Raw genomic sequence first — 24,504 nt, forward strand, 5'->3', positions numbered from 1 at the left:
TGTTATGTTTGAAAACAAAGAAAAGACGGAGATAAGTAAACTCGGTGAGTTCGGGTTGATAGAGTTTTTAACAAGGAATATTGAAGTTTCTAACTCTTCAAGCCTTAAGGGAATTGGTGACGATGCTGCTGTCCTCGACTTTGGGGGTAAGAAAGCGCTTATATCTACCGACTTACTTCTAGAAGGTATACATTTTGATCTCGCTTATACTCCTCTTAAGCATTTAGGTTATAAGGCGATACAGGTGAATCTAAGCGACATTTACGCAATGAACGGTATTGCTACACAAGTCACCGTTTCGCTGGGTTTTTCCAGTAAATTTCCACTGGAAGCAGTTGAGGAGCTGTACGAAGGCATGCTCATTGCCTGTAAAAAATACAATGTGGATATCGTGGGAGGTGATACAACCTCTTCCAAGCAAGGCCTGGTGATCAGTGTGACCAGTATTGGCTATGCTGATGAGCAGGACATATGCTACCGTAACACGGCAGCAGAGGGTGATTTGATCTGTGTGTCGGGCGATTTGGGCGGAGCCTATGTTGGGCTGCAGCTCCTGGAGCGGGAGAAGAAGATCTTTTTGGAAAATCCTAAGATCCAGCCCGACCTGGAAGGAAAAGATTATATCGTGGAAAGGCAGCTTAAGCCGGAGGCGAGAAGGGACATCGTGTTGCAGTTAAAAGAAATGGGCGTCAAACCAACCTCCATGATCGACATCTCTGATGGTCTTTCATCTGAACTCATTCATATCTGTACTCAGTCTGATAAGGGCTGTAACCTTTACGAGGATAAGATTCCGCTCGATCCCATGACCTACGAGACTGCAAGAGAGTTTAACCTGGATCCTACGGTATGTGCCCTTAGCGGCGGTGAAGACTACGAGCTTCTTTTTACAATAAAGCAGGATGACTACGATAAGGTGAAGAATAATCCGGACATCACGACAATCGGGCACATAACGGAGAAATCTGCGGGAATGAATCTCATCTCAAAATCAGGTGTTGTTCACACTTTAAAAGCGCAGGGCTGGAATTCATTCAGCTAGAATAGAGTACAGCAGAGGGGCTTAGTTTTCATCAGCCAGGTACTTTGAATCCAGCTGTTTGTTTGCTTTCGCCCCCAGTTTTCTTAATGCCTCAATTTTGCTTAGTACGTTACCGTTCCCCGTGGAAAGTTTGTTAAATGCCTCGTTATGAGCTTCTCTTGCTTTGTCAAGGTTATCTCCTACCTTCTTGAGGTCTCCAACAAACGAGACGAACTTGTCATATAAGGCGCCAGCCCGGGTGGCTATTTCAATAGCGTTTTTTGTCTGTTGCTGTTGTTTCCAAAGGGAGGAGATCGTTTTTAACGTTGCGAGCAAGGTTGAGGGGCTTACTACTACTACTCTTTTATTCCATGCAAATTCAAAAAGCTCGAAATCATGCTGAACCGCCACAGAGAACGATGACTCTATAGGGATAAAAAGAAGAACAAAATCGGGTGAATTAATACCGTACAGATCGCAGTAGTTCTTGTTACACAAGTTTTTTATATGGCTTTTAAGTGAATTAATGTGTTCAATAAGGTACTGACTGCGCTCCTCTTCCGTTTCGCAGTTCACCAGGTTGTTGTAGGCGATAAGAGAAACTTTTGAGTCGATGATAAGATTTTTATTATCGGGAAGATGTACGACTACATCGGGCTGGAGCCTGTTACCCTGGTCGTCAATGAAAGAGGCTTGTCGTGAATAGCTTTCATTGAGTATAAGACCAGAGGCTTCAAGAATGCGGTCGAGTACGACTTCGCCCCAGTTTCCTTGTTTCTTGTTATCAGCTTTGAGTGCTTTAGTCAGATTATTTGCTTCATCGCTGATCTGTTTGTTCAGTTCAATGAGCTTTGAAAGCTCACCCTTCAGAACATTTCTTTCTGCAGCTTCAGCGTTATAAGCATTGCTTACTTTTTCTTCAAATGCCTTTATATTTTCCTTTAAAGGCTTTAAAATGTTATCAAGGCCGGCCTGATTTGTCTCCGTAAACTTCCTGGTCTTCTCTTCCAGGATACGGGAAGCAAGCAACTCAAAATCCTTGTTAAACTTTTCATGGAGGCGTTCAATTTCTTCTTTTTGTTCGGCAATCTTCTCTTGCTGTGATTTAAGATAAGCCCTCGTGCTTTCATAAGAGAGATTAATTGATATGACATTTTGCCTTTCAACGTTTAATTCGGACAAAAGCCGGTCCTGTTCTTTCTGTAGTAAAGCCATTGCCGCCTCCTTTTCATGAACGATCACGTCGAGGCGTTCGGTGGCACGCGCTGTTTCTAATGCCAGGGATGAATTTTGATCCTTCAGTTGACCTATTTGGGTAAGCAGCTGTCTTCTTCTGAGCGTAGTTATAGTTAGTATTACTAATAAAGTTATAATTAATACGATGTGAATAGAATCCATTGCTAATTTTTTTACTAAAGTATATAAAAAAGGGGACCTGCCAAAAAGCAAGGGCTGGATACGCTTCGATATACGATCAGCTGAACATTTGTCAGTGCGACGGCCAGAGGTAAGGGTATTGAACGTTCCTGTGTAAATAATCGGTGATAATCTGCTATAGGAACGCTTTTTGACATTACCTTAGAAAAACGCTCACGAGCTGCGCTCATAAACGGGAGATGAAAGCTGATTGAGTGTTCTTTGTGGCTATTAAAAAACAATTAGACTTTCACAAAAAACTTTAAAGAAATGGGATTAGGATTAATTTTAATTGTAGCGGTCCTCAGCTTTGTTGTGCAGGCACGCTTTAAAAACAAGTTCAGAGAGTACTCTGAGACCCCATTGATATCAGGGATGACAGGAAGAGATGTAGCTGAAAGAATGCTGCACGATAATGGAATTTACGATGTAAGTATTATTTCAGTTGAGGGATCTCTTACTGATCATTATAACCCTCAGAACCGTACTGTTAACCTGAGTCCTGATGTCTACCATGGCAGAAGTATTGCAGCGGCAGCTGTAGCAGCTCATGAATGCGGTCACGCAGTACAACACGCGAAGGCTTATACCTGGCTGCAATTCAGATCGGCTATGGTTCCGGTAGTTAATATCGCTGCTAACCTTTTGCAGTGGGTATTTATGCTGGGAATTATCTTGCTTGCATCAGGGATAGGTCACACGATGCTTCTGATAGCTTTCGGGGCGATGCTGGTCATGACGTTGTTCAGTCTGGTGACTTTGCCAGTCGAATTTGATGCAAGTAACAGGGCTCTTCTGTGGCTGCAAACAAACAGGGGAATAATGCAGACAAGTGTGGAGAACGATAAAGCCAAGAATGCCCTTTGGTGGGCGGCTATGACGTATGTAGTAGCAGCTTTAGGTTCTTTAGCTCAGCTCTTGTACATCGGTCTTATGCTTTTCGGTGGCAGAAGGGATTAAGATTCGAAACCGATTATAAAAAAAGAGGCTCTGTCACTTCGACAGAGCCTCTTTTTTTATAAGGATATTTTAGTTCATCTTGTAAGGAGCAATCATCAGGAATTCCGGGATTCGAACTTCAAATTCTTCGCTATCAACTAACCTTCTCATCTCATAAGATCCTTTCATGCTACCGATGTCAGTTTTCAGATTACAACCGGATACATATTCATGAGAGCTTCCTGGTTCTATTACAGGCTGCAGTCCGACTACTCCTTCTCCTTCTACTTCCCTGTGTGAGCCGTTAGAGTCGAATATGTGCCAATGGCGCCTCATCAACTGTACGCTGTACTCGGTAAGATTCTCTATATTGATCTTATACGCAAACATGTAATGATCATGAAGCGGGTTAGAATATTCTGGTTGATATACGGTTTCCACCGATATTTTTACGCCTTCAGTAATTTGTGTTACCATAGCTGATTTTTTTGAGTCTAACTGTTTTTTACCTGGGCACCAGGGAACTACCGATTGTTTTCATTCCTTCGAGTGCCCTCCTCTCACGGGTAGTATTGCAAAAATAGTGTTCGCAAAAACTGCGCCACCTTTGTGAAATATCTCCTTCCTCCGGATGCAAAAAGAAGACCATGAACTTTTTAGCTTAGCACAGCCTCCGCATACTTATCATTAATCTCGTCAAGGACTTCGGATATGTCTGCGATGTTCTCAAGTGACACGAGTTTCATTCTGTACTCTTTAAAGTTGGGAACGCCTTTAAAGTAGTTCGCGTAGTGTCTCCTCATTTCAAAGATTCCCGTTTTGTCACCTTTCCACGCGATCGATTTTTCGAGATGGGTGCGGCATACTTCCACTCGTTCTGACAGTGTTGGTCCCTGCAGCTTCTCTCCTGTTGCAAAGAAGTGCTTCACCTCGCGGAATATCCAGGGGTATCCAATGGCCGCCCTTCCAATCATGATACCGTCTACTTCGTATTCAAGTCTCCAGTTAGCAGCTTTTTCAGCTGAATCAACATCTCCATTCCCGAAGATGGGGATGTTAACATAGGGGTTCCTTTTAATGTCGCGGATGAGGCTCCAGTCGGCTTGACCCTTATACATCTGCGCTCTCGTGCGACCATGGATCGTCAAAGCCTTAATGCCAACGTCCTGAAGCCTTTCGGCTACCTGATACACGTTTTTAGTATTATCGTCCCAGCCCAGGCGGGTCTTAACAGTAACGGGAAGATGGGTAGCTTCTACTACAGCTCGGGTCATCTTCACCATTTTGTCAATATCCTGTAACAGACTAGCACCAGCTCCCTTGCAGGCCACATTCTTTACCGGGCACCCGTAGTTGATGTCGATCAGGTCAGGGTTCACCTGACTTGCTATTTCGGCGGCCTCCCTCATGGAGTCGATGTTGCTTCCAAATATCTGGATGCCAATGGGTCTTTCGTATTCGAAAATATCCAATTTTTGCCGGCTTTTAGCTGCATCGCGAATCAGTCCTTCTGAGGAGATAAATTCAGTGTACATTAAGTCGGCACCGTTTTGCTTACACACGTATCGGAAAGGAGGGTCACTCACATCTTCCATAGGCGCTAACAACAGGGGGAACTCACCAAGATCGATATTTCCAATTTTTACCGGCATCACTTATTCTCAATACTTTATCTTTGCGATATTTTTGTATTAGCAAAAGTACGAATTATAGAATTATGTTGCCTACGTCCAGGTCAGACCATCGTCATCCTTCCAAGTCGCTTGTATTTCTGATATTCGTTGCGCTTTTTCTTTGGCTGGTATTCAGCTTTATTGGCTTCGGTATTGCGGCTATAGTCTTCGATGCTGGTCTTGCTGATCTTTCCACGAGGAACATGAAGCCTGACATGCTGAAGCTGTTGCAGGGGGTGATCACTACCGGCGCATTTATTTTGCCTCCCCTGGTCCTCCGCTTCTATGAGCGCCGATATCCTGCTCCCTACTTCGTGTGGAACAGGAAAATCCAATTTCAGCTGATCGTGTTAACTGTGATGATCATGTTGCTTGTTAATCCTCTCATCTCTGCAACTGCAAACTTCAATGAAGGGCTACACTTGCCAGGAATCCTTAGTGGTTTAGAAGCGAGGCTTAGAGAAAAGGATAGCGAACTGAAGCTACTCACCCAGAAATTACTTCAGGTTCACTCAACAGGCGGTTTGCTTATTAATTTGCTTGTTATCGCTATTCTCCCCGCAGTAGGTGAAGAGCTATTTTTCAGAGGAGGTCTGCAGACAATAATCAACAGATGGACGGGAAATCATCATGCTGCAATCTGGATCGTAGCTGTCATTTTTAGCAGCATTCATGTGCAGTTCCTGGGATTCCTCCCCAGGATGCTGCTAGGCGCGGTGCTGGGCTACCTGTTCTTTTGGACTGGTAACATTTTTTTCCTATGTTAGCGCACTTTATTAATAACGGGACAGCGGTCATCGCCGCTTACTATTTCCAGCTAAAGGGTAAGTCGCCGGATGAGTTCGATCAAGTGCAAGGCAGTTCCTGGCCTTTGATCCTGATCAGCATTGTGGCAACGGGGCTGTTGCTTCGCCGTTTTTATATGTATACTTCATCAAATATTAATCACAAAAATCACGGGGAAAATGAATAGCGAATGGGTCAAGGTGTATACCTCCACCGATTATTTCAAGTCTGAAATAGTTAAGCAAGTACTCACTGAGAACGAAGTGGAGGCTGTTTTAATGGATAAAAGTGGGTTCCCTTATAAAATAGGTGAAGTAGAGGTCTATGTGCACGCCGATAATGAACAAAGGGCGAAGGATATTATTATCAGTTCAGAACTATGAGGACCCGCGCAGTAACAGGATTCTTTTTTGTCCTTGTCATGCTGTCAGCCGTGCTGATCAATGAAAGTACGTTTGTATTATTTTTTCTGATCCTCAGCGTTCTTGGTCTTGACGAGTTTTACCGGCTTGTAAGGACAGAAGAAGTACGTCCACATCGTCTTGGAGGCATAGTACTTGGCTGCAGCGTTTTTATCCCTGTAGCCCTGCATTTGTTATATCAGAAAGATTTAAGCTGGCTGCTTCTTTCAGTTCCAGTTTCCGTTGCAATTTGCATTGCTGAGCTATTCAGGCGAGGTACGAAACCTTTCCATTCTATCGCCTATACATTTTTCGGTATTGTATTTGTAATCATTCCTTTCAGTTTTTATACAGCGGCAGCTTTCGTGGCCAGCAGCTATAGTTTCCATTACTCGCTCGGGTTTTTACTCCTCCTGTGGGCCAGTGACACGGGCGCCTATCTGGCTGGAATGAAGTTCGGGAAGAATAAGTTATTCGAGCGTCACTCTCCAAAAAAGACCTGGGAAGGCTTTTTTGGAGGCATGATCCTGAGTTTGACCGTAGCGCTTATACTGAGCACCCGCTTCGGAGAGTTATCGTATGCAAGCTGGACGGTGGTATCGATTATTATTGTAAGTGCCGGAACCCTTGGTGATCTCTTTGAATCGATGCTAAAGAGAAGTCTGAATGTAAAAGATTCGGGGTCGCTCTTGCCTGGTCACGGCGGTATACTCGATCGTTTTGACGGGCTGCTTCTGTCTGCGCCTCTGGTTTATGTTTATCTTTACGTGATTTTTTTGTGAAAGTGTATTTGTTTTATTGAGCTAATTAAATGCTTTTTAAAGGCCTCAATGAGATTGCTTCGCTAAGTTTTAATGGGCACAAAGAACACTCAACCAGCTTTCATCTCCCGTTTGAGAGCGTAGCTCATGAGTGTTTTTCTTTATAACGCTGAAATGGAAGAACCTGAAAAGATTCGTCAAGAGGATGAACCGGTATACAAAGACCGGTCCTTAATTTACATGGGCGTAGGTCTGGGAGTACTGATCCTGATAATGGGCTATCTTACGCTTTTCGTTGATGACCCATGGAAAATCTTCAGGAGTGAAGATAAGCCTGAAAAGGTTATTGACGATGGCAGTTCAGCATTGCTAAACAAAAGCAAGTCAATGAACGACGACGAAGTAAGAGCTTCGCTGGTAAAATTTATAGAGGCATTTTATTATGACCAGCGGAAAGGATACTTTGATCCTCCCAGTTATTTCGCCAAGATCACCGAGACCTTCTATAACTACCATAATCTTAACTATCAGCGGTTGAAAGACCTTTACTGGAGAAGAATGGCAGACATGCACAATTTCAGCCGAAGCTGGATTGTATCATCTCTTGACTTTGACAGGAGTGGTGATCGTATCATAGCCACTTACTGGGCTAAGGAAAGTTACTTCAGACCGTCGGTACGCGAACAGTATTCTGCTGATATTAAATATGAAATGATTATTGATGCGGAAGGGAAGATTGTATCGCTCCGGGACGTAGATCTTCGAAATGAGGTGATAAACAAAGTCGAACCAGATTCTACCAGTGCGCCTCAGCTTGACATTCCTGCGGATGGAGAAGCAGCACACGGAGGTGACATGAAAGTTTACGATATGAACAATGTCGATCAGGCTCCTGAATTTAGCGGAGGACAGCGCGAACTAAGTAAATATGTCTCAAACGCAATCAGGTATCCCGCTGCTGCAAGGCAGAATAATGTTCAGGGAAAAGTATACCTGGGCTTCATTGTAGAAAAAGACGGATCCATTACCGATATCAAAGTGAAGCAGGGCCTTGGGAACGGCTGCGATGAAGAGGCGGTGAGAGTACTAAGAAATTCACCAAAATGGAAGCCGGGGCAGGTAAAAGGGAATGCAGTAAGAACATATTGCGTCCTTCCTATTTCGTTTCAGCTGGAGATGTAACAAGCTCCGGCCCTTTCATCTGTTCCAGAAGTTCTATTGCCTCATTCAGATTGCGAACATTCTCCACAGCAATCCGGAGCGTTTTTTTGACCTCCTTCAGATTGCATCGCCGGGCGTTTGCTTTAACGAACTGCAGGATATTTCCAAACTGAGGGCTTTCAAAATAGTGCGATTGCTGGTCAGAGACAAAATAGCCTTTCAGCGTGTTCTTCTTAAACGAAATCTTTTCAAAGCCAAGGTCTTTACCCATCCACTGCAGTTTCAGCGTGTTCAGCAATTCCCTCACTTCCCTTGGTACAGGTCCAAAGCGGTCGCCCAGGTTCTTTTCAAACTTCTCCAGCTCTTCCTGATTCTCCAGTTTTGATATCTCGGTGTAAAGGTTGTAACGTTCTGTAATATTTGTGACGTAGCTATCCGGGATGAGCACCTCAAGGTCAGTATCTATCTGAGTGAAAGATATAAAAGGACGAGGCTTTTCATCCTTGAAGAGATCCTTAAACTCTTCATCTTTGAGTTCCTGAATCGCTTCGTCCAAAATCTTGTGATACATTTCAAAGCCTATTTCAGCGATGAAGCCGCTTTGCTCGGCACCAAGAAGGTTCCCGCTACCTCTGATATCCAGGTCGCGCATTGCCACGTTAAAGCCACTCCCAAGGTCCGAAAACTCTTCTATTGCGCTCAGACGTTTTCGGGCTTCCGGAGTAAGAGTCGACAACGGAGGACTTAACAGATAACAAAAGGCCTTTTTATTCGATCGTCCTACCCTGCCCCTCATTTGGTGCAGATCACTCAGACCAAACATATGGGCATGATTGATCAGGATTGTATTGGCATTTGGGATATCGAGACCTGCTTCAATGATGGTTGTAGCAACGAGTACATCAAATTCACCGTTGATAAACTTAAGCATTACATCTTCCAGGTGGTCGCCTTCCAGCTGGCCGTGCGCAATCCCGATATTTGCTTTCGGTACAAGCTTTTTAATCAGTCCGCCAAGCTGTGCAAGGTCCTGCACGCGGTTATGAATAAAGAAGATTTGCCCGCCTCTGTTAATCTCATACTCTACCGCTTCCTTAATCAGTTTTTCATTAAAGACATGAAGTTCTGTAACTACAGGCTGCCTGTTAGGAGGCGGAGTAGAAATGATAGAGAGGTCACGCGCCCCCATCAGGGAGAAGTGAAGCGTGCGCGGTATAGGAGTTGCCGTTAAGGTCAGTGTATCTACATTCGCCCTTAACTGCTTCAGTTTTTCCTTAACTCCTACCCCGAACTTCTGTTCTTCGTCGATGATCAGCAGTCCCAGATCTTTAAATTTCACGTCTTTGCTCACCAGTCGGTGCGTGCCGATAATGATATCTACCTTTCCCTCGCTTAGTTTCTGCAAGGTTTCTTTTATCTGCTTGCTCGACTTGAACCTGTTGATATAATCAATGTTGCAGGGAAATTCATGAAGCCGGGAAGTAAAGGTTTTGAAGTGCTGCAAGGCGAGGATAGTTGTGGGAACCAGTACAGCCACTTGTTTGCTGTCTGAGACGGCCTTGAAAGCCGCTCTTACAGCAATCTCTGTTTTGCCAAAGCCTACATCCCCGCACACCAGGCGATCCATCGGGTGAGGCGACTCCATGTCTTTTTTAACATCGCTGGTCGCCTTTTCCTGGTCAGGAGTGTCTTCGTAGATAAAGGATGCCTCAAGTTCCGTCTGTAAGTAGGTATCCGGGGGAAAGCTGTCCCGTTTTGAGCCTTTCTTACTGCATAGAGCTTAATCAGGTCCCTGGCTATGTCCTTTACTTTTTTTTGTTGTTTTCTTCAGTTTTTCCCAGCTGTCTGTTCCCAGCTTATTCATGCGCGGAACAGTGCCTTCCTTACCTGTATATTTTGAAATCCGGTTCAGGGAATTGATGTTGACATAGAGAAGATCATTATCTGCGTAAATAAGCCTGATCATCTCCTGTGTTTTGCCGTTCACTTCTACTTTTTCAAGTCCGGCGTACTTTCCGATCCCGTGATCAATATGAGTAATATAGTCGCCCGGTTTTAGTTCCCTGAGCTCTTTCAAAGTAATAGCCTGAGAGCGGGCATAGCCCTTCTTCAGCTTGTACTTATAATACCGGTCGAATATCTGGTGGTCAGTGTAACAGGCTATTTTCTGACCGTGGTCCAAGAAACCCTCTCTTAAGGAGATGTTGACCGGAGTAAATGTGATCGTTTTATCGATATCGGCGAAGATTGTATACAGTCGTTCTACCTGCTTTGCTGAGTCGGTGAAGATGAGGTTTGTTACCTTCTCCGACTCATTCTGCCGAAAGTTGTGGATCAGCAAGTTGAAGTCCTTATTAAACGAGGGCTGCGGCTTTGTTTCAAATTCGATCACCTGCTGAGGCTCGTAGAAGAACTGCTTTCCAAACTCTGTTACCGAAAAGTCGCGCAGCTGATCTGCCAGTAATTTTTCGTCGGTAAAGTTGAATTTGGGATCAATCCACTCCGGATTCTTTTGCTTGTCGGAAGCAGGAAGTGCCCGCCACAGCTCAGTGGCCTTTTTATATCCGTCTTTTGCAACATCGAGGGTTAACTGAACATCCTTAAACCAAAGGAGGCTGTCCTGATCGATATACTCAAGAAGGGATATATTATGGTCAGTGAGAAACTTAGACTGAACATTAGGAACGATTGTGATGCTCCTCACCTGCTCCTGCGATAACTGATTTTCGATGTCGAATGTGCGGATACTTTCTATAAAGTCGCCAAAGAATTCGACACGAAAAGGAAGATCGTGCGAAAAGGAAAAAATGTCTACTATTCCCCCTCTTATCGAGAACTGGCCCGGCTCATAGACAAAATCAACCCGCTGGAAGTCGTATTCAATCAGGAACTCATTAATAAAATCAATGCTAAGCTTATTACCCGTAGAGATCTCAAGGGTGTTTTTCTCAAGAGAGTTGCGATTGATCACCCGTTCAGCCAGGGCTTCCGGGTAGGTAACAATCAGCTTACCAAATTCCGAAGAGTGAATGAGCTCGTTTAACACTTCAGCACGCTGCAGCACGTTTGCGCTGTCAACCTGAGTGAAGTCGAAAGGCTTCCGGTAGGAAGACGGAAAAAGGAGAATCTCTTTATCAAACAGATTTTCCAGATCGCTTTGAAAGTAAGCAGCTTCCTCGCGGTCAGGCAAGACAAATAGCATGTGCCTGTGCTGCAGGAAGTAAAAAGCTGTTGCAACCATCGCGTCGGATGACCCGATGAGGCCTTTTAAATGGATCCTCACATTTTTCGCTGCGTTTAACGTTGCAGCAAGTTTTTCAATCCGCGGATCTTTCTTATAAAGATCTAGTATATCCCGAACGTTCACTTTCTTAAATGAGTCGCAAATATAGTTTTTTGTCGAGCTTGATTTGTCTTTTGACAGCCACAAAGAACACTCAGCCTCCTCCTGTTAACGCTTCTTAGTCCTGCCCGTCAATATTTTTTGTATCAGGGCAAAGTTGAAACGGCCATGTTAATCGTTGTGCAAACACACATCTCACAATAGAAAGCCTTTAAATTTTGTTTTTGTTTAGGTTTTTGTAAAAAGATGAAAGAGCTGTTTCCATTAAAATTTATTTCGTTTCAGGAACAATTCCAATAGTACAGATGTTAAAATCACAATTACATTTAACCTTTACAATATGAAAAACGCTATTAAATACGGAGTAATAATTGGGGTTCTAAGTGGTGTATGGATTCTAATCCTGCACTTTGCGGGTGTATACGAAAACGCTTATCCAAATTCCGACAGCTCTTCATGGCTGGAGTACTTATCGGTCATCATCCCATTTATAGGCCTCTACTTTGGTATTAAAAGCTTCCGAGATAATTATAACGGAGGCAGGATGGAGTTTTTCGAAGGCATCTTTGAGGGGTTCAAGATCATGATCGTTGGGGGGATTATAGCGGCCTTCTTCGCCACTGTTTATATCCAGTACGTAGCACAGTCGCTGAAGATGGACATGATGGGCCGAATTGGAGGAGCCGGAGTAGTAGGAGTTTTGTTTACCCTGGCTATTTCATTACTTTTAATGAATAAACAAAGAAACCTCTAGTTGAAGCCGTTTCAGTATTCTTTTGAGCTAACAGTATGGGTGGCAGCGATTGTGCTTTTGTATTTCGTTAATCCTGCGGTACATCATTTTTCCTGGTGCCCGCTAGCTATGCTTGGCTTTCGCTGGTGCCCTGGCTGCGGGTTGGGACGCTCGATAGCTTGCGTGCTCCATGGAGAAGTAACCCGATCTTTTGACTACCACTGGTTTGGTATTCCGGCCCTGGCGGTTTTAATCCATCGCATATGGCTTTTGTGTGAAAAAACTTTTTTATCTTTCCTACACAAATCAAACTAATGGATTACCAAAACATACTTCACAATTTAAGGGGACTGAGTCCCGAAGAATACAATTTTCTTCAGCAAGTTATGAACGGCATGACCCAGGAGCAGGCACAGCGGTTCGTCATGTTCTATTCGGGGAAAAGACAGAATCCAACAGATCTCCTGCTGTTCACCCTCATAGGATTTTTCGGAGTAGCAGGTATACAACGGTTTATCACCCGGCAGATCGGAATGGGTATCCTGTATTTCTTCACCGCTGGTTTATGCTTTATCGGAACAATTGTCGATCTGATCAACAATAAGAGCCTTACACTTGAGTTCAATCAGAAAGTAGCTGTAGAGTGCGCACAGATGGTTAAAATGGGTGGAATTTGATGAATGCCGATACCGGAAAATGGATAATTGCTGCGGGCACGATTATTTTGCTGGCCGGAGTAATTATCTATTTTTTTCATGACAAGCTTCATTGGCTCGGCAATCTTCCAGGTGATATCAGGATAGAGCGCGAAAATTTCCGCTTTTATTTTCCCTTTACTACCATGATCCTGATCAGTCTCGTCATCAATCTTATTATCCGGCTATTCCGCTGAGGAGAGGAGTCCTCCCTGCTTCTTCACCTTCCGGTAACAGCCAGAAGAACGCATCTCCCTTTTAAAAAGATTTTTATCTAAGTTTGCAGTCTATGCCACAGGATATCTCGTCGACAGGATTTGCACTAGTGATCCTTTTAGTTTTGCTGATCTTCGTGTTCTTTTACCTGACGCTGTATAGAACACTCAGTCTAGTCAGGCCCGAGAACCGGAAGATCCAGCCTTTCACCGTTTGGCTTTTATTCATACCCGGTTTTAAAATGATCTGGAGCTTCTTTGTAGTTACTGGCATCAGTAATTCAATCAGGGAGGAACTCTTGAGCCGCGACTACGAGGTAACAGACCGACCCACTTACCTCTCCGGTATCCTCTACTCCATTGCTCTTTGTTTTGACCTGTTAATTTTTATAATCCCTAAAGATCAGATCACGTTTTTTGGAATAGCAGGACTTTTACAGATCATTTTTTTCGTTCAGTATTGGAACAAGGTAAGCTGGTATAAGAATTTGTTGCAGACCGAAATAACAAAGGAAGCTGATCGATGAAAATAGCTCAAATAACCTCTTTCCTGGAAACTCTGGCACCTCTTTCCTTTCAGGAGGAGTATGATAATTCGGGCCTTATCCATGGTGAGCCCGACCGGGAAATAGAGAGCGCCCTTATTTCGCTCGACTGTACGGAGGCCGTTGTAGATGAGGCAATCGCTTTAGGATGCGGCCTCATTATCTCTCATCACCCCATTGTCTTCAAGGGACTCAAAAAGTTCAATTCCCGTACCTATGTTGAGCGGGTAGTAATGCGGGCTATAAAAAATGGAATAGCCTTGTACGCCATCCATACCAATTTTGACAACGTCCTCAACGGAGTAAACGCAAAAATATGCGAGAAGCTGGGACTTGGGCACACGAGCATTCTTTCGCCAAAAGCTGCCCTTTTCAGGAAGATCGTTACGTTTTGTCCGCTTGGTCATGCTGATCAGGTCCGCAATGCTCTCTTTTCAGCAGGGGCTGGTCATATAGGGGCCTACTCCGAATGCAGTTTCAATGCGGAAGGTACCGGAACCTTTAAAGCCGGTAATGAGGCCCGGCCTTTTGTAGGAGAAATCGGACATCAGCATCATGAAGAAGAGGTTCGTATCGAGACCGTCTATCCTGTACATCTTGAAAACAGGGTTGTCAGCGCTCTGCTGCATGCGCATCCATACGAAGAAGTGGCCTATGATCTTTACCCGATAACGAACAGCTTTGAGGTAGGATCCGGAATGCTTGGCTCTTTAAACGAGCCAGCAGACGAGCTGTCATTCTTAAAACTGGTAAAAGAGAGGCTGAACTGCAAGGTGATCAGACATACCGCTCTGAGAGGAAAGCCCGTGTCGAAAGTAGCGGTTTGCGGAGGGTCAGGAAGCTTCCTTTTATCAAAGGCGGTCGCCGCCGGAGCCGACGTTTTTATAACTGCCGATTACAAGTATCATGAGTTTTTTGATGCAGAAGGAAAAATCGTAATTTCAGACGTCGGACATTTTGAAAGTGAGCAATTTACACAGGAACTGTTATTTGAAATAATTACAAAAAAATTTCCTAACTTTGCCCTCCGTTTAACATCAATAGATACAAACCCAATAAATTATTTAATTTAATGGAACAAACCGTAGAACAGAAGCTTAAGGCTTTATATGAACTGCAGACCATCCATACCAAGATTGATAAAATCAGGCAGGTAAGGGGTGAGCTTCCTATGGAAGTGTCTGATCTGGAAGATGAAGTTGCAGGCCTTGAGACCCGTATACAGAAAATAAAGGCTGAGTTAGATGATCTGGAAGACGCTATCGTTACCAGGAAGAACATGATCAAAGACTCTCAGGCCAATATCAAAAGATATGAAGCACAGCTGAATGAGGTAAAGAATAACCGTGAGTACGATGCTATCTCGAAAGAAATAGAAATTCAGGGGCTTGAAATTCAGGTGTGTGAGAAGAAGATCAGAGAGCACGGTTTTGAGATCACTAACAAGACCCAGGTGTATGAGAAGGCTCAGGCCGACCTGGAAGAACGTCGTAAGGATCTTGATGCAAAGAAGGCTGAGTTGAACAACATCACTTCAGAGACAGAAAAAGATGAAGCAGAGCTTGCAGCAAAGGCTCAGATAGCAGAGGAAAATATAGAAGACCGACTCTTAGTTGCCTACAAGAGACTTCGTGCTAATGCCAAGAACGGTCTCGCTGTTGTAACTATCCAGCGCGATTCTTGTTCAGGATGCTTTAATCAGATCCCTCCTCAGCGCCAGCTCGACATCAGACAGCACAAGAAGATCATCGTTTGCGAACACTGCGGAAGAATCCTTATTGATGAGGCTTTAACAAATGAAGAGCATCAGGCTATTGTCGAGTAGTGATCAAATACTGAATAGAAACTACTAAAAGTAATAAACAAAGAAAGGCTGTCTCCCAAAAGGCAGCCTTTCTTTGTTTATATAACATCAATCTATCCCTTTTGCAATGCACTGCTGAGCTGAAGCAGCAGCCAGGCTGGTAAAACCAGCACGCGGCTTACAGGAACCGCCTGAGGAAGAATACAGCCTGTTTAAAACAGTCGGGTCTGCCTTCCGCTCATTGGAGTAAAGTGCTTCGTAGATAAGCCGGGTAATGCTCTGCCAGCCAGGTAGCGCTTTACCGATAGCCTGAAGAGCTGGTGTATGCTTTCCGCCACCTGACCGTCCCCCACCATGCGGTTGCCCCATCTGCTGTCGTTTAACTTTCCCCCGTGACATGCAGCTATTAAGTTTAGTACCTTCTCTGCCCTGTCGGGATACGCTTTTCTTATCCAGTCTGTAAAGATCTCTCCTATTGCACCATTAAGCCTGATGATTGTGAAGCTGGCTGCACGAGCTCCTTCATCTGCTGCTGCCTTTATCAATGAAGGAATTTCCTCGCTTGTGAGGCCCGGAATCACCGGCCCCATCATCACACTTACCGGTATGCCTGCTGAGCTAAGTTTGTTGATCACCATTAGTTTACTTTTAGCAGTCACCGTTCGGGGCTCCAGCTTTTGCCGAACGCTTTCATTTAGTGAAGTAATGGTAATGGCTACCTGGACAAGGTGCAGACGGCTTAGTTCCTTCAGCAGATCCAGGTCGCGCAAAATCAGGTTATTCTTGCTGATAAGCGATACCGGGTGCTTATATTTTAAGAACACCTCCAGGAGCGAGCGGGTGATGCGAAGCTTTCTCTCTACAGGCTGGTAACAGTCGGTATTGCCCGACAGCATGATAGGCATGGGCTCATAACCTGGCTTATTCAGGAACTTTTCAAGCAGCTGTGCTGCATTCTTTTTTACAATAATCTTCCGTTCAAAATCAAGTCCTGCACTGAAGCCCCAGTATTCATGTGAATTCCGGGCATAACAATACAGGCAGCCGTGTTCACAACCCTGATATGGATTAATCGAGTAATTGAAATTCAAATCAGGACTATCAGAAACACTGACAATCGATCTGGGGTGGCTGTCAATGATCTGCGTGCGCTCATTGTCGTAGAATACCTCATCGAGCCCCTCTATATGTTCGGTCACGTAACGGTCCTTCAGAAACTTGTTATGGGTATTGATCTGCGCTCCTCTTCCCTTAAAGTAATCGTCGTTTTTCTCAAAAGGCATTTGCGAATATATTAAATACTAAAATAATTAGCAAACAACACCGTGCCTTTTAGGTTATCACTATATAATAAACAGCTGCTACTATGGAGAATCAGAATAAAGACCACGAGTCAGTAAAAGGAAATGAACCACAGGAAGATAAAACTACTCAGAAAGGATCAAATACGGTGAAGGATCCTGACGAGTGGACAACGGGAGATGAGCCCATGACAGGGGCGCAGCAGTCTTACCTGAAGACCTTGTCCGATGAGGCAGGAGAAGAATTCAACGAGAGTTTAAGCAAGGCTGAAGCGTCAAAGAAGATTGATGAACTGCAGCATAAGACCGGCAGAGGACTTAAAGAATAAGTGACAGCTAGTTGCTAAGTCAGTCACCTGCGTCAAAATCGAAAGCTTGTGCAAACTTCCTGTCCGCATTTGATATTATTTTAGTAAAAATGAGATTAGAAATACTGATGTTTTTCAATTTTCAGTTAAGTTTGCGCGGCGTTTCAGGTCTCAGACTTTCGCGGTCAAATAGTCAAGGCACGAGAGACCTGGCAGTTGGTGTCAATAGCAAACCTTTTATTGAAGCCGAACTTTAGCTGTAATAAATTTAGTAATACGAATGAAAAGATCAGGTAGATATGTTGTGTCGAAACGATTCGACAAGTTGATGCTTCAGCTGAGCGATATCTATCGGTTTATCAGTCGGTTCTTTAAAGAAGTGCTCTTACCCCCTTACGAGTTCAAGGAGATGGTAAGGCAATGCTACGAGATCGGATACAAGTCCCTTCCCCTCATTACGCTTACAGGGTTCATCACCGGCCTGGTGTTTACCAAGCAGTCGCGCCCCTCTCTTGCTGAATTTGGAGCTGCGTCCTGGTTACCCAGTCTGGTAGCAATTGCCATCATCAGAGCGCTCGCACCGCTCGTCACCGCCCTTATCGCCGCAGGGAAAGTAGGATCTAATATCGGGGCAGAGCTGGGTTCGATGAAGGTGACCGAGCAGATCGACGCGATGGAGGTCTCAGCCACCAATCCCTTCAAGTTCCTTGTCGTCACCAGGATCATTGCCACTACCTTCATGATCCCCATTCTGGCAGCCTACACCGGCTTTGTTGCAATGCTCGGATCGTTTATCAACGTGAGTCAGAATGAACAGACCAGCCTTTCAGCTTTTGTGGAGGACGCATTTAAGAGCATTTCATTCCTTGACCTGTTCTCATCCATGTTCAAGGCCACCGTATTCGGTTTCACAATCGGAGCAGTAGGATGCTACCACGGCTTTAACTCATCCAAGGGTACTGAAGGCGTAGGTAAGGCAGCCAACTCTTCTGTAGTCGTCTCCATGTTCCTCATATTCATCGAAGAGATTTTAGTCGTCCAGGTAGTTAACGCAATAAGATAATGGAGAAGAAAGCAGCGCCTGTCGATCAGTTGAATCATGTGATCTCCATCCGGGGATTGGAGAAGTCGTTCGGCGACCTTCATGTGCTTCGTGGTGTCGACCTCGACCTGTATCAGGGCGAAAATCTTGTGGTACTGGGAAGATCAGGAACAGGCAAGTCCGTTTTAATCAAAATTATATCGGGACTCTTAAGTCCGGATAAAGGACGCGTAAGCGTTTTAGGCCAGGAAGTAGACCAGCTTGGCCCGAAGGAGTTGCAGGAACTTCGCCTTAAGATCGGCTTTTCCTTTCAGAACAGCGCCCTTTACGACAGTATGACGGTGAGGGAGAACCTTGAGTTCCCGCTTGTCCGCAATTCCAAGCACCTTAGCCGGAAACAGAAAGACCAGGCGATCGAGGAAGTTCTTGATGGTGTGGGACTGCTGCAAGCCATTAACCAAATGCCCAGCGAGCTTTCAGGCGGACAACGCAAACGTATCGGCATCGCCAGAACACTCATCATGAGGCCTCTTATTATGCTTTATGACGAGCCTACGGCCGGTCTCGATCCCATCACCTCTATCGATATCAATAACCTCATCAATGAGGTCCAGGAGAAATACAACACTTCATCTATTATTATCACACACGACCTTACCTGCGCAAAATCTACGGGCGACCGGATTATGATGCTACTCGACGGAAAGTTTGAGCGCCAGGGTACATTTGAGGAGGTGTTTGATACCGAAGATGAAAGAGTTAAGACATTTTATAATTATAATTTCACAACTTGATGGAAGCTGCAGAGAATAAAAGATCTGTAATAGTAGGAATTTTTGTGCTGCTGGGTATTGTCGTGTTCGTAGCCGGCATATTTACCCTTGCAGGACAGCAAAAGCGTTTTGTAAAGAGTATTGACCTCACCGCTGTATTTGATGACGTAGCGGGCCTTAAAGTGGGCAATAACGTGTGGTTTTCAGGGGTGAAGGTAGGCACCGTGAAAAAGATTGATTTTTACGGGAACTCTCAGGTGAAAATTCGCATGACAGTTGAGGAAGAGGCGCAGAAGTACATTCACAAGAATGCCTTTGCAATGATCAGTTCTGAAGGTTTTATTGGCAACCGCATCATTGTGATAGAAGGAGGCAGTCCTAATCTGCCGGTGGTCGAAAGTGGCGATAATATCCGTTCCAAAACCTCCGTCAGCAGCGATCAGATGCTGGCAGATCTGCAGGTAAATAATAAGAACCTCATTGATATTACAGCCAATCTGAAGGTCATTACGGCCGGGATGGCAAAGGGAAAAGGTACTATCGGTGCTCTGCTTTCAGACTCCGTGATGGCTGGCGACCTCCAAAGCACCATGGCCAGCTTCAAAAGCGCCGCAAGTGAGATCAATCGTACCGCCGCCGCCCTTAACCGCTTTTCATCAAAACTGAATACGAAGGGCGGACTGATGGACGAGCTTCTCACCGACACTGCGGTGTTCCGCGACTTAAAGTCATCCGTTGCCGAAATACAAAAACTGAGTGTCTCAGCATCTTCGCTGTCAGCCAACCTTGACCAGGCTGGAAAGAAGCTGACGCAGACGAACAACCCGGTAGGTGTCTTGTTGAACGACGAGCAATCTGCCGAGAGTATGAAACGGACACTGAAGAACCTCGAAACCAGCTCACAAAAGCTCGACGAGAACCTGAAGGCCTTGCAGCATAACTTTCTTTTGAGAAGATATTTTAAGAAGAATCCGCCTAAGGATCAGCAGTAGAACGGTCAAATAAGTGCTGACGGTAAGGAGATATTAGCCGGGAAGGAGGATCCTTTAGATCTGAAGAGCTTCGCAGGCCTTTTCTGCCGCCAGCTTCTCTGCATTCTTTTTATTATAATCGCGCCCAACCCCCTTGTTTTCACCGTCCACTACCACGCAGACCGTGAATAGCTTAGAGCTTTCCCCCTCTTCGTTCTCCATCAGTTCGAAGTTGATTTCCTTGTTATGCCGCTGGCACCATTCAATCAGCTTGCTTTTGAAGTTCGACTCGGTTTTTTCCAGGGTCAGAATGTCTATATGAGGTTTAATGATGCGGTTGATGATGAACTTTTTAGTGAAGTCGTACCCTTTATCCAGATAAATAGCCCCGATAAGCGCCTCAAAAGCATCGCCAAGCAGGGAGCTCTGCTTATTAGGGAAGTTAACGATCCGGTTGTCGTACTCGATCAGTTCGCCTAAACCAAGCTTGCGCGATAATTGATTAAGGTTAGCCCTGCTCACTATTTTCGACCGCATTTCCGTCAAAAATCCTTCGGGCTTATATGGATATAACTTGAAAAGCTCTTCAGCAACGACCGAGCCGAGGACGGCATCGCCAAGGAATTCAAGCCGCTCATTGCTGTTCTTCGTTCCGTTCTTGAGGATGATCGCTACCGAGCGGTGCCTGAACGCCATTCTGTATAAGGTCACGTTTCCGGGCACAAAGCCAAGAAGGTTCCTCAATACCTGTATGTATTTTCGTTTAGGTGAGAAATACAGCTTATAAAGTGAAGAGAAAGGCATTGGCTACTGAAGAATGATAAGTAAAGAGCCGGGAGACTGTCCTGGTTTGATCTGTTGCATAGTCTATAGCTAAATGGTCGGGATACAACATTTGTTTTAAAATGTCGCTAAAACTAGCTGTTTAAAATTAACAAACAAATAGACGCGATACAAAAACCAGCACTCCGGCAGGGCCGGCTCCTTACTACAGATTATCCTTCATACTTCCTGAAGATCACAGAGGCATTATGTCCTCCGAAGCCGAAAGTATTACTTTGGGCTGCTCTTACAAGCCGCTTCTGAGCGGTATTGAATGTAAGATTTAAACGGGGATTAATTTCCGGATCGTCAGTAAAATGATTAATTGTCGGAGGAACAACATCGTTCTTTACAGCCAGAATAGCAGCAATACTTTCAATAGCACCTGCTGCACCCAATAAGTGGCCGGTCATCGACTTGGTAGAACTGATGTTCAGCTTAAAAGCATCTTCGCCAAAAAGATCAATAATGGCTTTAGACTCGCTGATGTCGCCGAGGGGGTAGAAGTACCGTGAACATTAATGTAATCAATGTCAGATGTACTCAATCCTGCATCCTTCAGCGCATTAGACATCACAAGTCTGGCTCCCAGTCCCTCTGGGTGAGGAGCGGTAATGTGGTTTGCGTCAGCGCTCATGCCGCCACCTATTATTTCCGCATAAATTTTAGCGCCTCTGGCCTTGGCATGCTCCAGTTCTTCCAGGATAATAGTTCCTGAACCTTCGCCGGCAACAAATCCATCGCGGTCCTTGTCAAAAGGACGAGAAGCCGTTGCAGGATCCTCATTGCGGGTAGACAAGGCGTGCATGGCATTAAAACCTCCCATTCCCGCTTCATTGATGATCGCTTCAGAGCCGCCTGAAATAATAACATCCGCCATTCCGATGCGGATATAATTAAAGGCATCTATCAATGCGTTAGTTGAAGAGGCACATGCAGAAACAGTAGAAAAATTTGGACCTCGCAGGCCATATTTTATGGATATGTGGCCAGGTGCGATGTCGAGGATCATCTTAGGGATGAAGAAAGGGTTGTATCGCGGAGTACCATCTCCCTTGGCGAAGTTCACTACTTCGTCGAGGAAAGTTTTCAGTCCGCCAATGCCTGATCCCCATATTACTCCTATCCGGTTGGTATCCGAATTCTCTATATCTAACCCTGAATCTATGACAGCTTCATCGGTTGAGACCAGTGCATACTGAACGAAGGGGTCTAATTTTCGTACTTCTTTCCTGTCGAGGAAGTCTTCTGCTTTGAAGTTCTTCAGCTCGCAGGCAAACTTTGTTTTGAAGTTCGTCGCATCAAACCGTGTAATCGGAGCAGCGCCGCTTACCCCATTGATCAAACCATTCCAGTATTCAGAAACAGTATTTCCAATTGGGGTAAGCGCACCAAGTCCAGTTACTACAACTCTTTTTAGCTCCATTTATAATGTGGCAGCGTGATTTACTTTACGTTTTTCTCTAAATAAGCGATTGCCTGACCAACTGTACCGATCGTCTCAGCCTGGTCATCAGGAATAGCAACGTTGAACTCTTTTTCGAACTCCATAATCAATTCTACAGTGTCCAAAGAGTCTGCACCTAAATCATTAGTAAATGATGCTTCAGGTGTCACTTCACTCTCATCTACACCTAATTTTTCAACGATAATTGCTTTTACTCTTGAAGCGATATCAGACATAATTTTTATATTTTAATGGTTAAAAATTCTGTGCAAAGAAAAATAAATTCTGGTAAATATCAAACCTTTTTGTTTTCGGTTAAAAATGAATAACATGCATCTACAATTGGTATTCTTTTGTACCTTCGTGCCGTTTTTTATTGCATTTTGAACAGGCTCACACTAAAATACGAACCAGACCTCGATTTTGTTTTGGTCGCCGTTACCTCTTCGTTGAAGGATTACCTGTTATGCTTTAAAATTAACAAGCAGCTCGACATCGATTTCGCCCGTATTGAAGAGCTGCCCCTGCAGCTAACAACCTCAGGAGAAGTTGGTTATTTCTCCCGATATCATTACAAGATAAAGGAAACCGAAACAGAGTTTTTCCTGTTAGCTAATAAAGGTACAGAAGGATACTTGATTCCGGAAATGAAAAAGACAGATTATTTTATACTCATTAGAAACTATCTGGACGAAGAAGATTTGGAGAACTTCATGGAGGGGCTTAATAAGATTCCGGAAGTAGTGGTAGCAGCAGAAGTAGATCCCGGAAAACTGAAATCTAAAGAAAATCTGATATTTTAGCGCAATAATTTATAAAGGTGTATCTGAAATACACTATTACATACCATATTATAATAGGTTAAGATGAGACAAGTTCACAAACGTACAAAGATAGTGGCAACGTTGGGGCCAGCTTCGGCCAGTAAAGAGACACTGCTAAGTATGATTAAGGTTGGTGTAAACGTTTGCCGCCTCAATTTTTCACATGGAAGTCAGGCTGATCATCAGAAGGTGATCGACTTGATCAGGGATATCAATCAGAAATACAAGATCCATGTGGGAATCCTGGCCGATCTCCAGGGACCAAAGATCCGTATTGGTATGGTAAAAGATGGAGGCGTTAAGTTAATTAACGGCAGCCAGATCGAAATCACCACGAACGAAATGGTTGGTGATGAAAAGCAGATCTACATTACATATCCTAACTTCCCCAAGGATGTACGTGCAGGGGAAATCATCCTGCTGGATGACGGAAAGCTTCAATTAAGAGTACTCGATACGAATAATAAAGACACCGTTAACTGCGAAGTGGTTCACGGTGGTATCCTTACTTCCCGTAAAGGAGTAAACCTTCCGAACACCAAAATTTCTATTCCAAGTCTTACAGAAGACGATTTGAGCAACCTTGAATTCGCTCTTATGAACGACGTAGAGTGGATCGGTCTTTCATTTGTACGGACAGGAGAAGACATTATCGATCTGAAGCGCATCATTAACCGCAGCGGTAAAACAGCCCGGGTAATCGCCAAGATCGAAAAACCCGAAGCTGTCGAAAATATCGACGAGATCATCAGAGCTACCGACGGCGTGATGGTTGCCCGTGGTGACCTCGGGGTAGAAATGCCAATGGAACAGGTTCCTGTTCTTCAGAAGATGATCGTTCGCAAATGTCGTGAAGCTTCCAAGCCTGTCGTAATTGCTACGCAGATGCTCGAAAGCATGATCACCACTCCACGTCCAACCCGTGCTGAAGTGAACGACGTAGCCAACTCAGTGCTCGACGGAGCAGATGCAGTGATGCTCAGCGGTGAAACTTCTGTCGGCGAATTCCCGGTTATCGTAGTGGATACCATGAGCAAGATCATTCGTAACATTGAAGAGACTGCTTATCCGTATTACACACCTAAGAAGCTTAGCCACGAGTCTGCAACTTATATGTCGGATGCAGTATGCGGATCTGCCGTATATCTTTCTGAAAAGACGAATGCTTGCGGAATTATCTCGATGACTTCATCCGGATACACAGCGTTTGAAATTTCAAGTCACCGTCCGAAGGCTACTACTTATATCTTTACAAACAATAAGAACCTGCTCAACACCCTTAGTCTTCTATGGGGCGTGAGAGGGTTCTATTATGATAAGCAGGAAAGTACCGACCGGACGATCAGCGATGTGAACCGTATCCTCAAAGAGGAAAAGATGATCATGCCAGGCGACTTTGTAATCAATACAGCCGCTATGCCTATCGAAAAGAAGGGCAAGACCAACATGATCCGGGTTACTATGGTAGAATAAGAGGAGACCTTCTCGCTCCGGGCTCTCTGCCCCGGGCCGGCGAAGGAATA

At 44.6% G+C, this 24,504-nt stretch carries 26 protein-coding genes and 2 pseudogenes; 20 read left to right on the forward strand and 8 right to left on the reverse strand.

Annotated features, from left to right (window positions below):
- The first annotated feature begins 4 nt into the window (after positions 1–4).
- Positions 5–1,042, forward strand: coding sequence for a thiamine-phosphate kinase (thiL, locus tag ACES2C_RS06265; RefSeq protein WP_374166132.1), 1,038 nt, complete (start codon positions 5–7; stop codon positions 1,040–1,042).
- Between the two features lie 21 nt (positions 1,043–1,063).
- On the opposite strand, the gene rmuC is transcribed toward thiL, so the two are convergent.
- Complete coding sequence (gene rmuC, locus ACES2C_RS06270) at positions 1,064–2,419, reverse strand: DNA recombination protein RmuC (RefSeq protein ID WP_374166133.1); 1,356 nt, start codon at positions 2,417–2,419, stop codon at positions 1,064–1,066.
- 288 nt (positions 2,420–2,707) lie between these two features.
- Between rmuC and ACES2C_RS06275 the strand changes: the two genes are divergently transcribed.
- Positions 2,708–3,397, forward strand: a complete 690-nt coding sequence (locus tag ACES2C_RS06275; protein ID WP_374166134.1) for a zinc metallopeptidase — start codon at positions 2,708–2,710, stop codon at positions 3,395–3,397.
- Positions 3,398–3,466: 69 nt separating this feature from the next.
- On the opposite strand, the gene apaG is transcribed toward ACES2C_RS06275, so the two are convergent.
- Together apaG and dusB are read right to left on the reverse strand one after the other, a co-directional pair.
- Positions 3,467–3,853: a Co2+/Mg2+ efflux protein ApaG gene (gene apaG / locus ACES2C_RS06280; protein ID WP_374166135.1), complete on the reverse strand. Its 387-nt coding sequence runs from the start codon at positions 3,851–3,853 to the stop codon at positions 3,467–3,469.
- A gap of 179 nt (positions 3,854–4,032) precedes the next feature.
- Positions 4,033–5,028: a tRNA dihydrouridine synthase DusB gene (gene dusB / locus ACES2C_RS06285; RefSeq protein WP_374166136.1), complete on the reverse strand. Its 996-nt coding sequence runs from the start codon at positions 5,026–5,028 to the stop codon at positions 4,033–4,035.
- Between the two features lie 65 nt (positions 5,029–5,093).
- On the opposite strand from dusB, the gene ACES2C_RS06290 reads away from it, so the two are divergent.
- The 5 genes from ACES2C_RS06290 (at position 5,094) to ACES2C_RS06310 (ending at position 8,179) form a co-directional block, all read left to right on the forward strand.
- On the forward strand, positions 5,094–5,816 hold the full coding sequence (locus ACES2C_RS06290) for a lysostaphin resistance A-like protein (protein WP_374166137.1): 723 nt from the start codon (positions 5,094–5,096) through the stop codon (positions 5,814–5,816).
- A complete protein-coding gene (locus ACES2C_RS06295; RefSeq protein WP_374166138.1) occupies positions 5,810–6,022 on the forward strand; it encodes a hypothetical protein in 213 nt (70 codons plus the stop codon). Before ACES2C_RS06290 ends, ACES2C_RS06295 begins: the two co-directional genes overlap by 7 nt.
- The gene (locus ACES2C_RS06300; RefSeq protein WP_374166139.1) at positions 6,015–6,218 is read left to right on the forward strand and encodes a putative signal transducing protein; all 204 of its coding nucleotides are present in this window, start codon (positions 6,015–6,017) and stop codon (positions 6,216–6,218) included. The genes ACES2C_RS06295 and ACES2C_RS06300 overlap by 8 nt, the downstream gene beginning before the upstream one ends.
- A complete protein-coding gene (locus ACES2C_RS06305; protein WP_374166140.1) occupies positions 6,215–7,018 on the forward strand; it encodes a phosphatidate cytidylyltransferase in 804 nt (267 codons plus the stop codon). Before ACES2C_RS06300 ends, ACES2C_RS06305 begins: the two co-directional genes overlap by 4 nt.
- Positions 7,019–7,144: 126 nt before the next feature.
- On the forward strand, positions 7,145–8,179 hold the full coding sequence (locus tag ACES2C_RS06310; protein ID WP_374166141.1) for an energy transducer TonB: 1,035 nt from the start codon (positions 7,145–7,147) through the stop codon (positions 8,177–8,179).
- Here ACES2C_RS06310 and mfd read toward each other — a convergent pair.
- Positions 8,154–11,525: pseudogene (gene mfd, locus ACES2C_RS06315) on the reverse strand (transcription-repair coupling factor). The gene ACES2C_RS06310 and the pseudogene mfd overlap by 26 nt on opposite strands.
- Positions 11,526–11,841: 316 nt before the next feature.
- On the opposite strand from mfd, the gene ACES2C_RS06320 reads away from it, so the two are divergent.
- The 7 genes from ACES2C_RS06320 to ACES2C_RS06350 all read left to right on the forward strand — a co-directional run bounded on the left by ACES2C_RS06320 (position 11,842) and on the right by ACES2C_RS06350 (position 15,514).
- Positions 11,842–12,255, forward strand: coding sequence for a DUF4199 domain-containing protein (locus tag ACES2C_RS06320; protein WP_374166142.1), 414 nt, complete (start codon positions 11,842–11,844; stop codon positions 12,253–12,255).
- 108 nt (positions 12,256–12,363) lie between these two features.
- On the forward strand, positions 12,364–12,549 hold the full coding sequence (locus ACES2C_RS06325) for a DUF2752 domain-containing protein (protein WP_374166920.1): 186 nt from the start codon (positions 12,364–12,366) through the stop codon (positions 12,547–12,549).
- Positions 12,549–12,911, forward strand: coding sequence for a TM2 domain-containing protein (locus ACES2C_RS06330; RefSeq protein WP_374166143.1), 363 nt, complete (start codon positions 12,549–12,551; stop codon positions 12,909–12,911). The genes ACES2C_RS06325 and ACES2C_RS06330 overlap by 1 nt, the downstream gene beginning before the upstream one ends.
- On the forward strand, positions 12,911–13,126 hold the full coding sequence (locus ACES2C_RS06335) for a DUF2905 domain-containing protein (protein ID WP_374166144.1): 216 nt from the start codon (positions 12,911–12,913) through the stop codon (positions 13,124–13,126). The genes ACES2C_RS06330 and ACES2C_RS06335 overlap by 1 nt, the downstream gene beginning before the upstream one ends.
- Before the next feature lie 92 nt (positions 13,127–13,218).
- On the forward strand, positions 13,219–13,671 hold the full coding sequence (locus tag ACES2C_RS06340; RefSeq protein WP_374166145.1) for a hypothetical protein: 453 nt from the start codon (positions 13,219–13,221) through the stop codon (positions 13,669–13,671).
- A complete protein-coding gene (locus ACES2C_RS06345; protein WP_374166146.1) occupies positions 13,668–14,762 on the forward strand; it encodes a Nif3-like dinuclear metal center hexameric protein in 1,095 nt (364 codons plus the stop codon). Before ACES2C_RS06340 ends, ACES2C_RS06345 begins: the two co-directional genes overlap by 4 nt.
- The gene (locus ACES2C_RS06350) at positions 14,762–15,514 is read left to right on the forward strand and encodes a zinc ribbon domain-containing protein (RefSeq protein ID WP_374166147.1); all 753 of its coding nucleotides are present in this window, start codon (positions 14,762–14,764) and stop codon (positions 15,512–15,514) included. The genes ACES2C_RS06345 and ACES2C_RS06350 overlap by 1 nt, the downstream gene beginning before the upstream one ends.
- A gap of 191 nt (positions 15,515–15,705) precedes the next feature.
- On the opposite strand, the gene ACES2C_RS06355 is transcribed toward ACES2C_RS06350, so the two are convergent.
- Positions 15,706–16,776, reverse strand: a complete 1,071-nt coding sequence (locus ACES2C_RS06355) for a PA0069 family radical SAM protein (protein ID WP_374166148.1) — start codon at positions 16,774–16,776, stop codon at positions 15,706–15,708.
- 83 nt (positions 16,777–16,859) lie between these two features.
- Here ACES2C_RS06355 and ACES2C_RS06360 point away from each other — a divergent pair, with 83 nt between their 5' ends.
- From ACES2C_RS06360 to ACES2C_RS06375, 4 genes are all read left to right on the forward strand, one after another.
- Positions 16,860–17,123: a DUF3072 domain-containing protein gene (locus ACES2C_RS06360; protein WP_374166149.1), complete on the forward strand. Its 264-nt coding sequence runs from the start codon at positions 16,860–16,862 to the stop codon at positions 17,121–17,123.
- A 259-nt stretch (positions 17,124–17,382) separates the two neighbouring features.
- Positions 17,383–18,165, forward strand: a complete 783-nt coding sequence (locus ACES2C_RS06365; protein WP_374166150.1) for an MlaE family ABC transporter permease — start codon at positions 17,383–17,385, stop codon at positions 18,163–18,165.
- Complete coding sequence (locus ACES2C_RS06370; RefSeq protein WP_374166151.1) at positions 18,165–18,938, forward strand: ABC transporter ATP-binding protein; 774 nt, start codon at positions 18,165–18,167, stop codon at positions 18,936–18,938. The genes ACES2C_RS06365 and ACES2C_RS06370 overlap by 1 nt, the downstream gene beginning before the upstream one ends.
- Positions 18,938–19,909: an MlaD family protein gene (locus ACES2C_RS06375; RefSeq protein WP_374166921.1), complete on the forward strand. Its 972-nt coding sequence runs from the start codon at positions 18,938–18,940 to the stop codon at positions 19,907–19,909. The genes ACES2C_RS06370 and ACES2C_RS06375 overlap by 1 nt, the downstream gene beginning before the upstream one ends.
- Positions 19,910–19,963: 54 nt before the next feature.
- Here ACES2C_RS06375 and rnc read toward each other — a convergent pair whose 3' ends face one another.
- The 3 genes and pseudogenes from rnc to ACES2C_RS06390 form a co-directional block, all read right to left on the reverse strand.
- Positions 19,964–20,692, reverse strand: a complete 729-nt coding sequence (gene rnc / locus ACES2C_RS06380; protein WP_374166152.1) for a ribonuclease III — start codon at positions 20,690–20,692, stop codon at positions 19,964–19,966.
- A gap of 191 nt (positions 20,693–20,883) precedes the next feature.
- Positions 20,884–22,136: pseudogene (gene fabF, locus ACES2C_RS06385) on the reverse strand (beta-ketoacyl-ACP synthase II).
- Positions 22,137–22,156: 20 nt separating this feature from the next.
- Positions 22,157–22,393, reverse strand: a complete 237-nt coding sequence (locus tag ACES2C_RS06390; RefSeq protein WP_008508386.1) for an acyl carrier protein — start codon at positions 22,391–22,393, stop codon at positions 22,157–22,159.
- Between the two features lie 147 nt (positions 22,394–22,540).
- Between ACES2C_RS06390 and ACES2C_RS06395 the strand changes: the two genes are divergently transcribed.
- Together ACES2C_RS06395 and pyk are read left to right on the forward strand one after the other, a co-directional pair.
- On the forward strand, positions 22,541–22,960 hold the full coding sequence (locus tag ACES2C_RS06395; RefSeq protein WP_374166153.1) for an IPExxxVDY family protein: 420 nt from the start codon (positions 22,541–22,543) through the stop codon (positions 22,958–22,960).
- Positions 22,961–23,023: 63 nt separating this feature from the next.
- The gene (gene pyk, locus ACES2C_RS06400) at positions 23,024–24,454 is read left to right on the forward strand and encodes a pyruvate kinase (protein ID WP_374166154.1); all 1,431 of its coding nucleotides are present in this window, start codon (positions 23,024–23,026) and stop codon (positions 24,452–24,454) included.
- Positions 24,455–24,504: the final 50 nt, after the last annotated feature.

The sequence above is a fragment of the Arcticibacter sp. MXS-1 genome (assembly GCF_041902385.1).
Classification (GTDB): domain Bacteria; phylum Bacteroidota; class Bacteroidia; order Sphingobacteriales; family Sphingobacteriaceae; genus Arcticibacter.

Bases quoted from the DNA above. Each gene is read 5' to 3' on its own strand.
- ACES2C_RS06275 (WP_374166134.1), top strand. From the start codon at position 2,708: ATGGGATTAGGATTAATTTTAATTGTAGCGGTCCTCAGCTTTGTTGTG.
- rmuC (WP_374166133.1), bottom strand. From the start codon at position 2,419: ATGGATTCTATTCACATCGTATTAATTATAACTTTATTAGTAATACTA.
- thiL (WP_374166132.1), top strand. From the start codon at position 5: ATGTTTGAAAACAAAGAAAAGACGGAGATAAGTAAACTCGGTGAGTTC.
- ACES2C_RS06375 (WP_374166921.1), top strand. From the start codon at position 18,938: ATGGAAGCTGCAGAGAATAAAAGATCTGTAATAGTAGGAATTTTTGTG.
- ACES2C_RS06390 (WP_008508386.1), bottom strand. From the start codon at position 22,393: ATGTCTGATATCGCTTCAAGAGTAAAAGCAATTATCGTTGAAAAATTA.
- rnc (WP_374166152.1), bottom strand. From the start codon at position 20,692: ATGCCTTTCTCTTCACTTTATAAGCTGTATTTCTCACCTAAACGAAAA.
- ACES2C_RS06290 (WP_374166137.1), top strand. From the start codon at position 5,094: ATGTTGCCTACGTCCAGGTCAGACCATCGTCATCCTTCCAAGTCGCTT.
- ACES2C_RS06320 (WP_374166142.1), top strand. From the start codon at position 11,842: ATGAAAAACGCTATTAAATACGGAGTAATAATTGGGGTTCTAAGTGGT.
- ACES2C_RS06360 (WP_374166149.1), top strand. From the start codon at position 16,860: ATGGAGAATCAGAATAAAGACCACGAGTCAGTAAAAGGAAATGAACCA.
- ACES2C_RS06370 (WP_374166151.1), top strand. From the start codon at position 18,165: ATGGAGAAGAAAGCAGCGCCTGTCGATCAGTTGAATCATGTGATCTCC.
- ACES2C_RS06300 (WP_374166139.1), top strand. From the start codon at position 6,015: ATGAATAGCGAATGGGTCAAGGTGTATACCTCCACCGATTATTTCAAG.
- dusB (WP_374166136.1), bottom strand. From the start codon at position 5,028: ATGCCGGTAAAAATTGGAAATATCGATCTTGGTGAGTTCCCCCTGTTG.
- ACES2C_RS06295 (WP_374166138.1), top strand. From the start codon at position 5,810: ATGTTAGCGCACTTTATTAATAACGGGACAGCGGTCATCGCCGCTTAC.
- ACES2C_RS06355 (WP_374166148.1), bottom strand. From the start codon at position 16,776: ATGCCTTTTGAGAAAAACGACGATTACTTTAAGGGAAGAGGAGCGCAG.
- ACES2C_RS06305 (WP_374166140.1), top strand. From the start codon at position 6,215: ATGAGGACCCGCGCAGTAACAGGATTCTTTTTTGTCCTTGTCATGCTG.
- ACES2C_RS06365 (WP_374166150.1), top strand. From the start codon at position 17,383: ATGAAAAGATCAGGTAGATATGTTGTGTCGAAACGATTCGACAAGTTG.
- pyk (WP_374166154.1), top strand. From the start codon at position 23,024: ATGAGACAAGTTCACAAACGTACAAAGATAGTGGCAACGTTGGGGCCA.
- ACES2C_RS06335 (WP_374166144.1), top strand. From the start codon at position 12,911: ATGAATGCCGATACCGGAAAATGGATAATTGCTGCGGGCACGATTATT.
- ACES2C_RS06350 (WP_374166147.1), top strand. From the start codon at position 14,762: ATGGAACAAACCGTAGAACAGAAGCTTAAGGCTTTATATGAACTGCAG.
- ACES2C_RS06345 (WP_374166146.1), top strand. From the start codon at position 13,668: ATGAAAATAGCTCAAATAACCTCTTTCCTGGAAACTCTGGCACCTCTT.
- ACES2C_RS06325 (WP_374166920.1), top strand. From the start codon at position 12,364: ATGCTTGGCTTTCGCTGGTGCCCTGGCTGCGGGTTGGGACGCTCGATA.
- ACES2C_RS06340 (WP_374166145.1), top strand. From the start codon at position 13,219: ATGCCACAGGATATCTCGTCGACAGGATTTGCACTAGTGATCCTTTTA.
- apaG (WP_374166135.1), bottom strand. From the start codon at position 3,853: ATGGTAACACAAATTACTGAAGGCGTAAAAATATCGGTGGAAACCGTA.
- ACES2C_RS06310 (WP_374166141.1), top strand. From the start codon at position 7,145: ATGAGTGTTTTTCTTTATAACGCTGAAATGGAAGAACCTGAAAAGATT.
- ACES2C_RS06330 (WP_374166143.1), top strand. From the start codon at position 12,549: ATGGATTACCAAAACATACTTCACAATTTAAGGGGACTGAGTCCCGAA.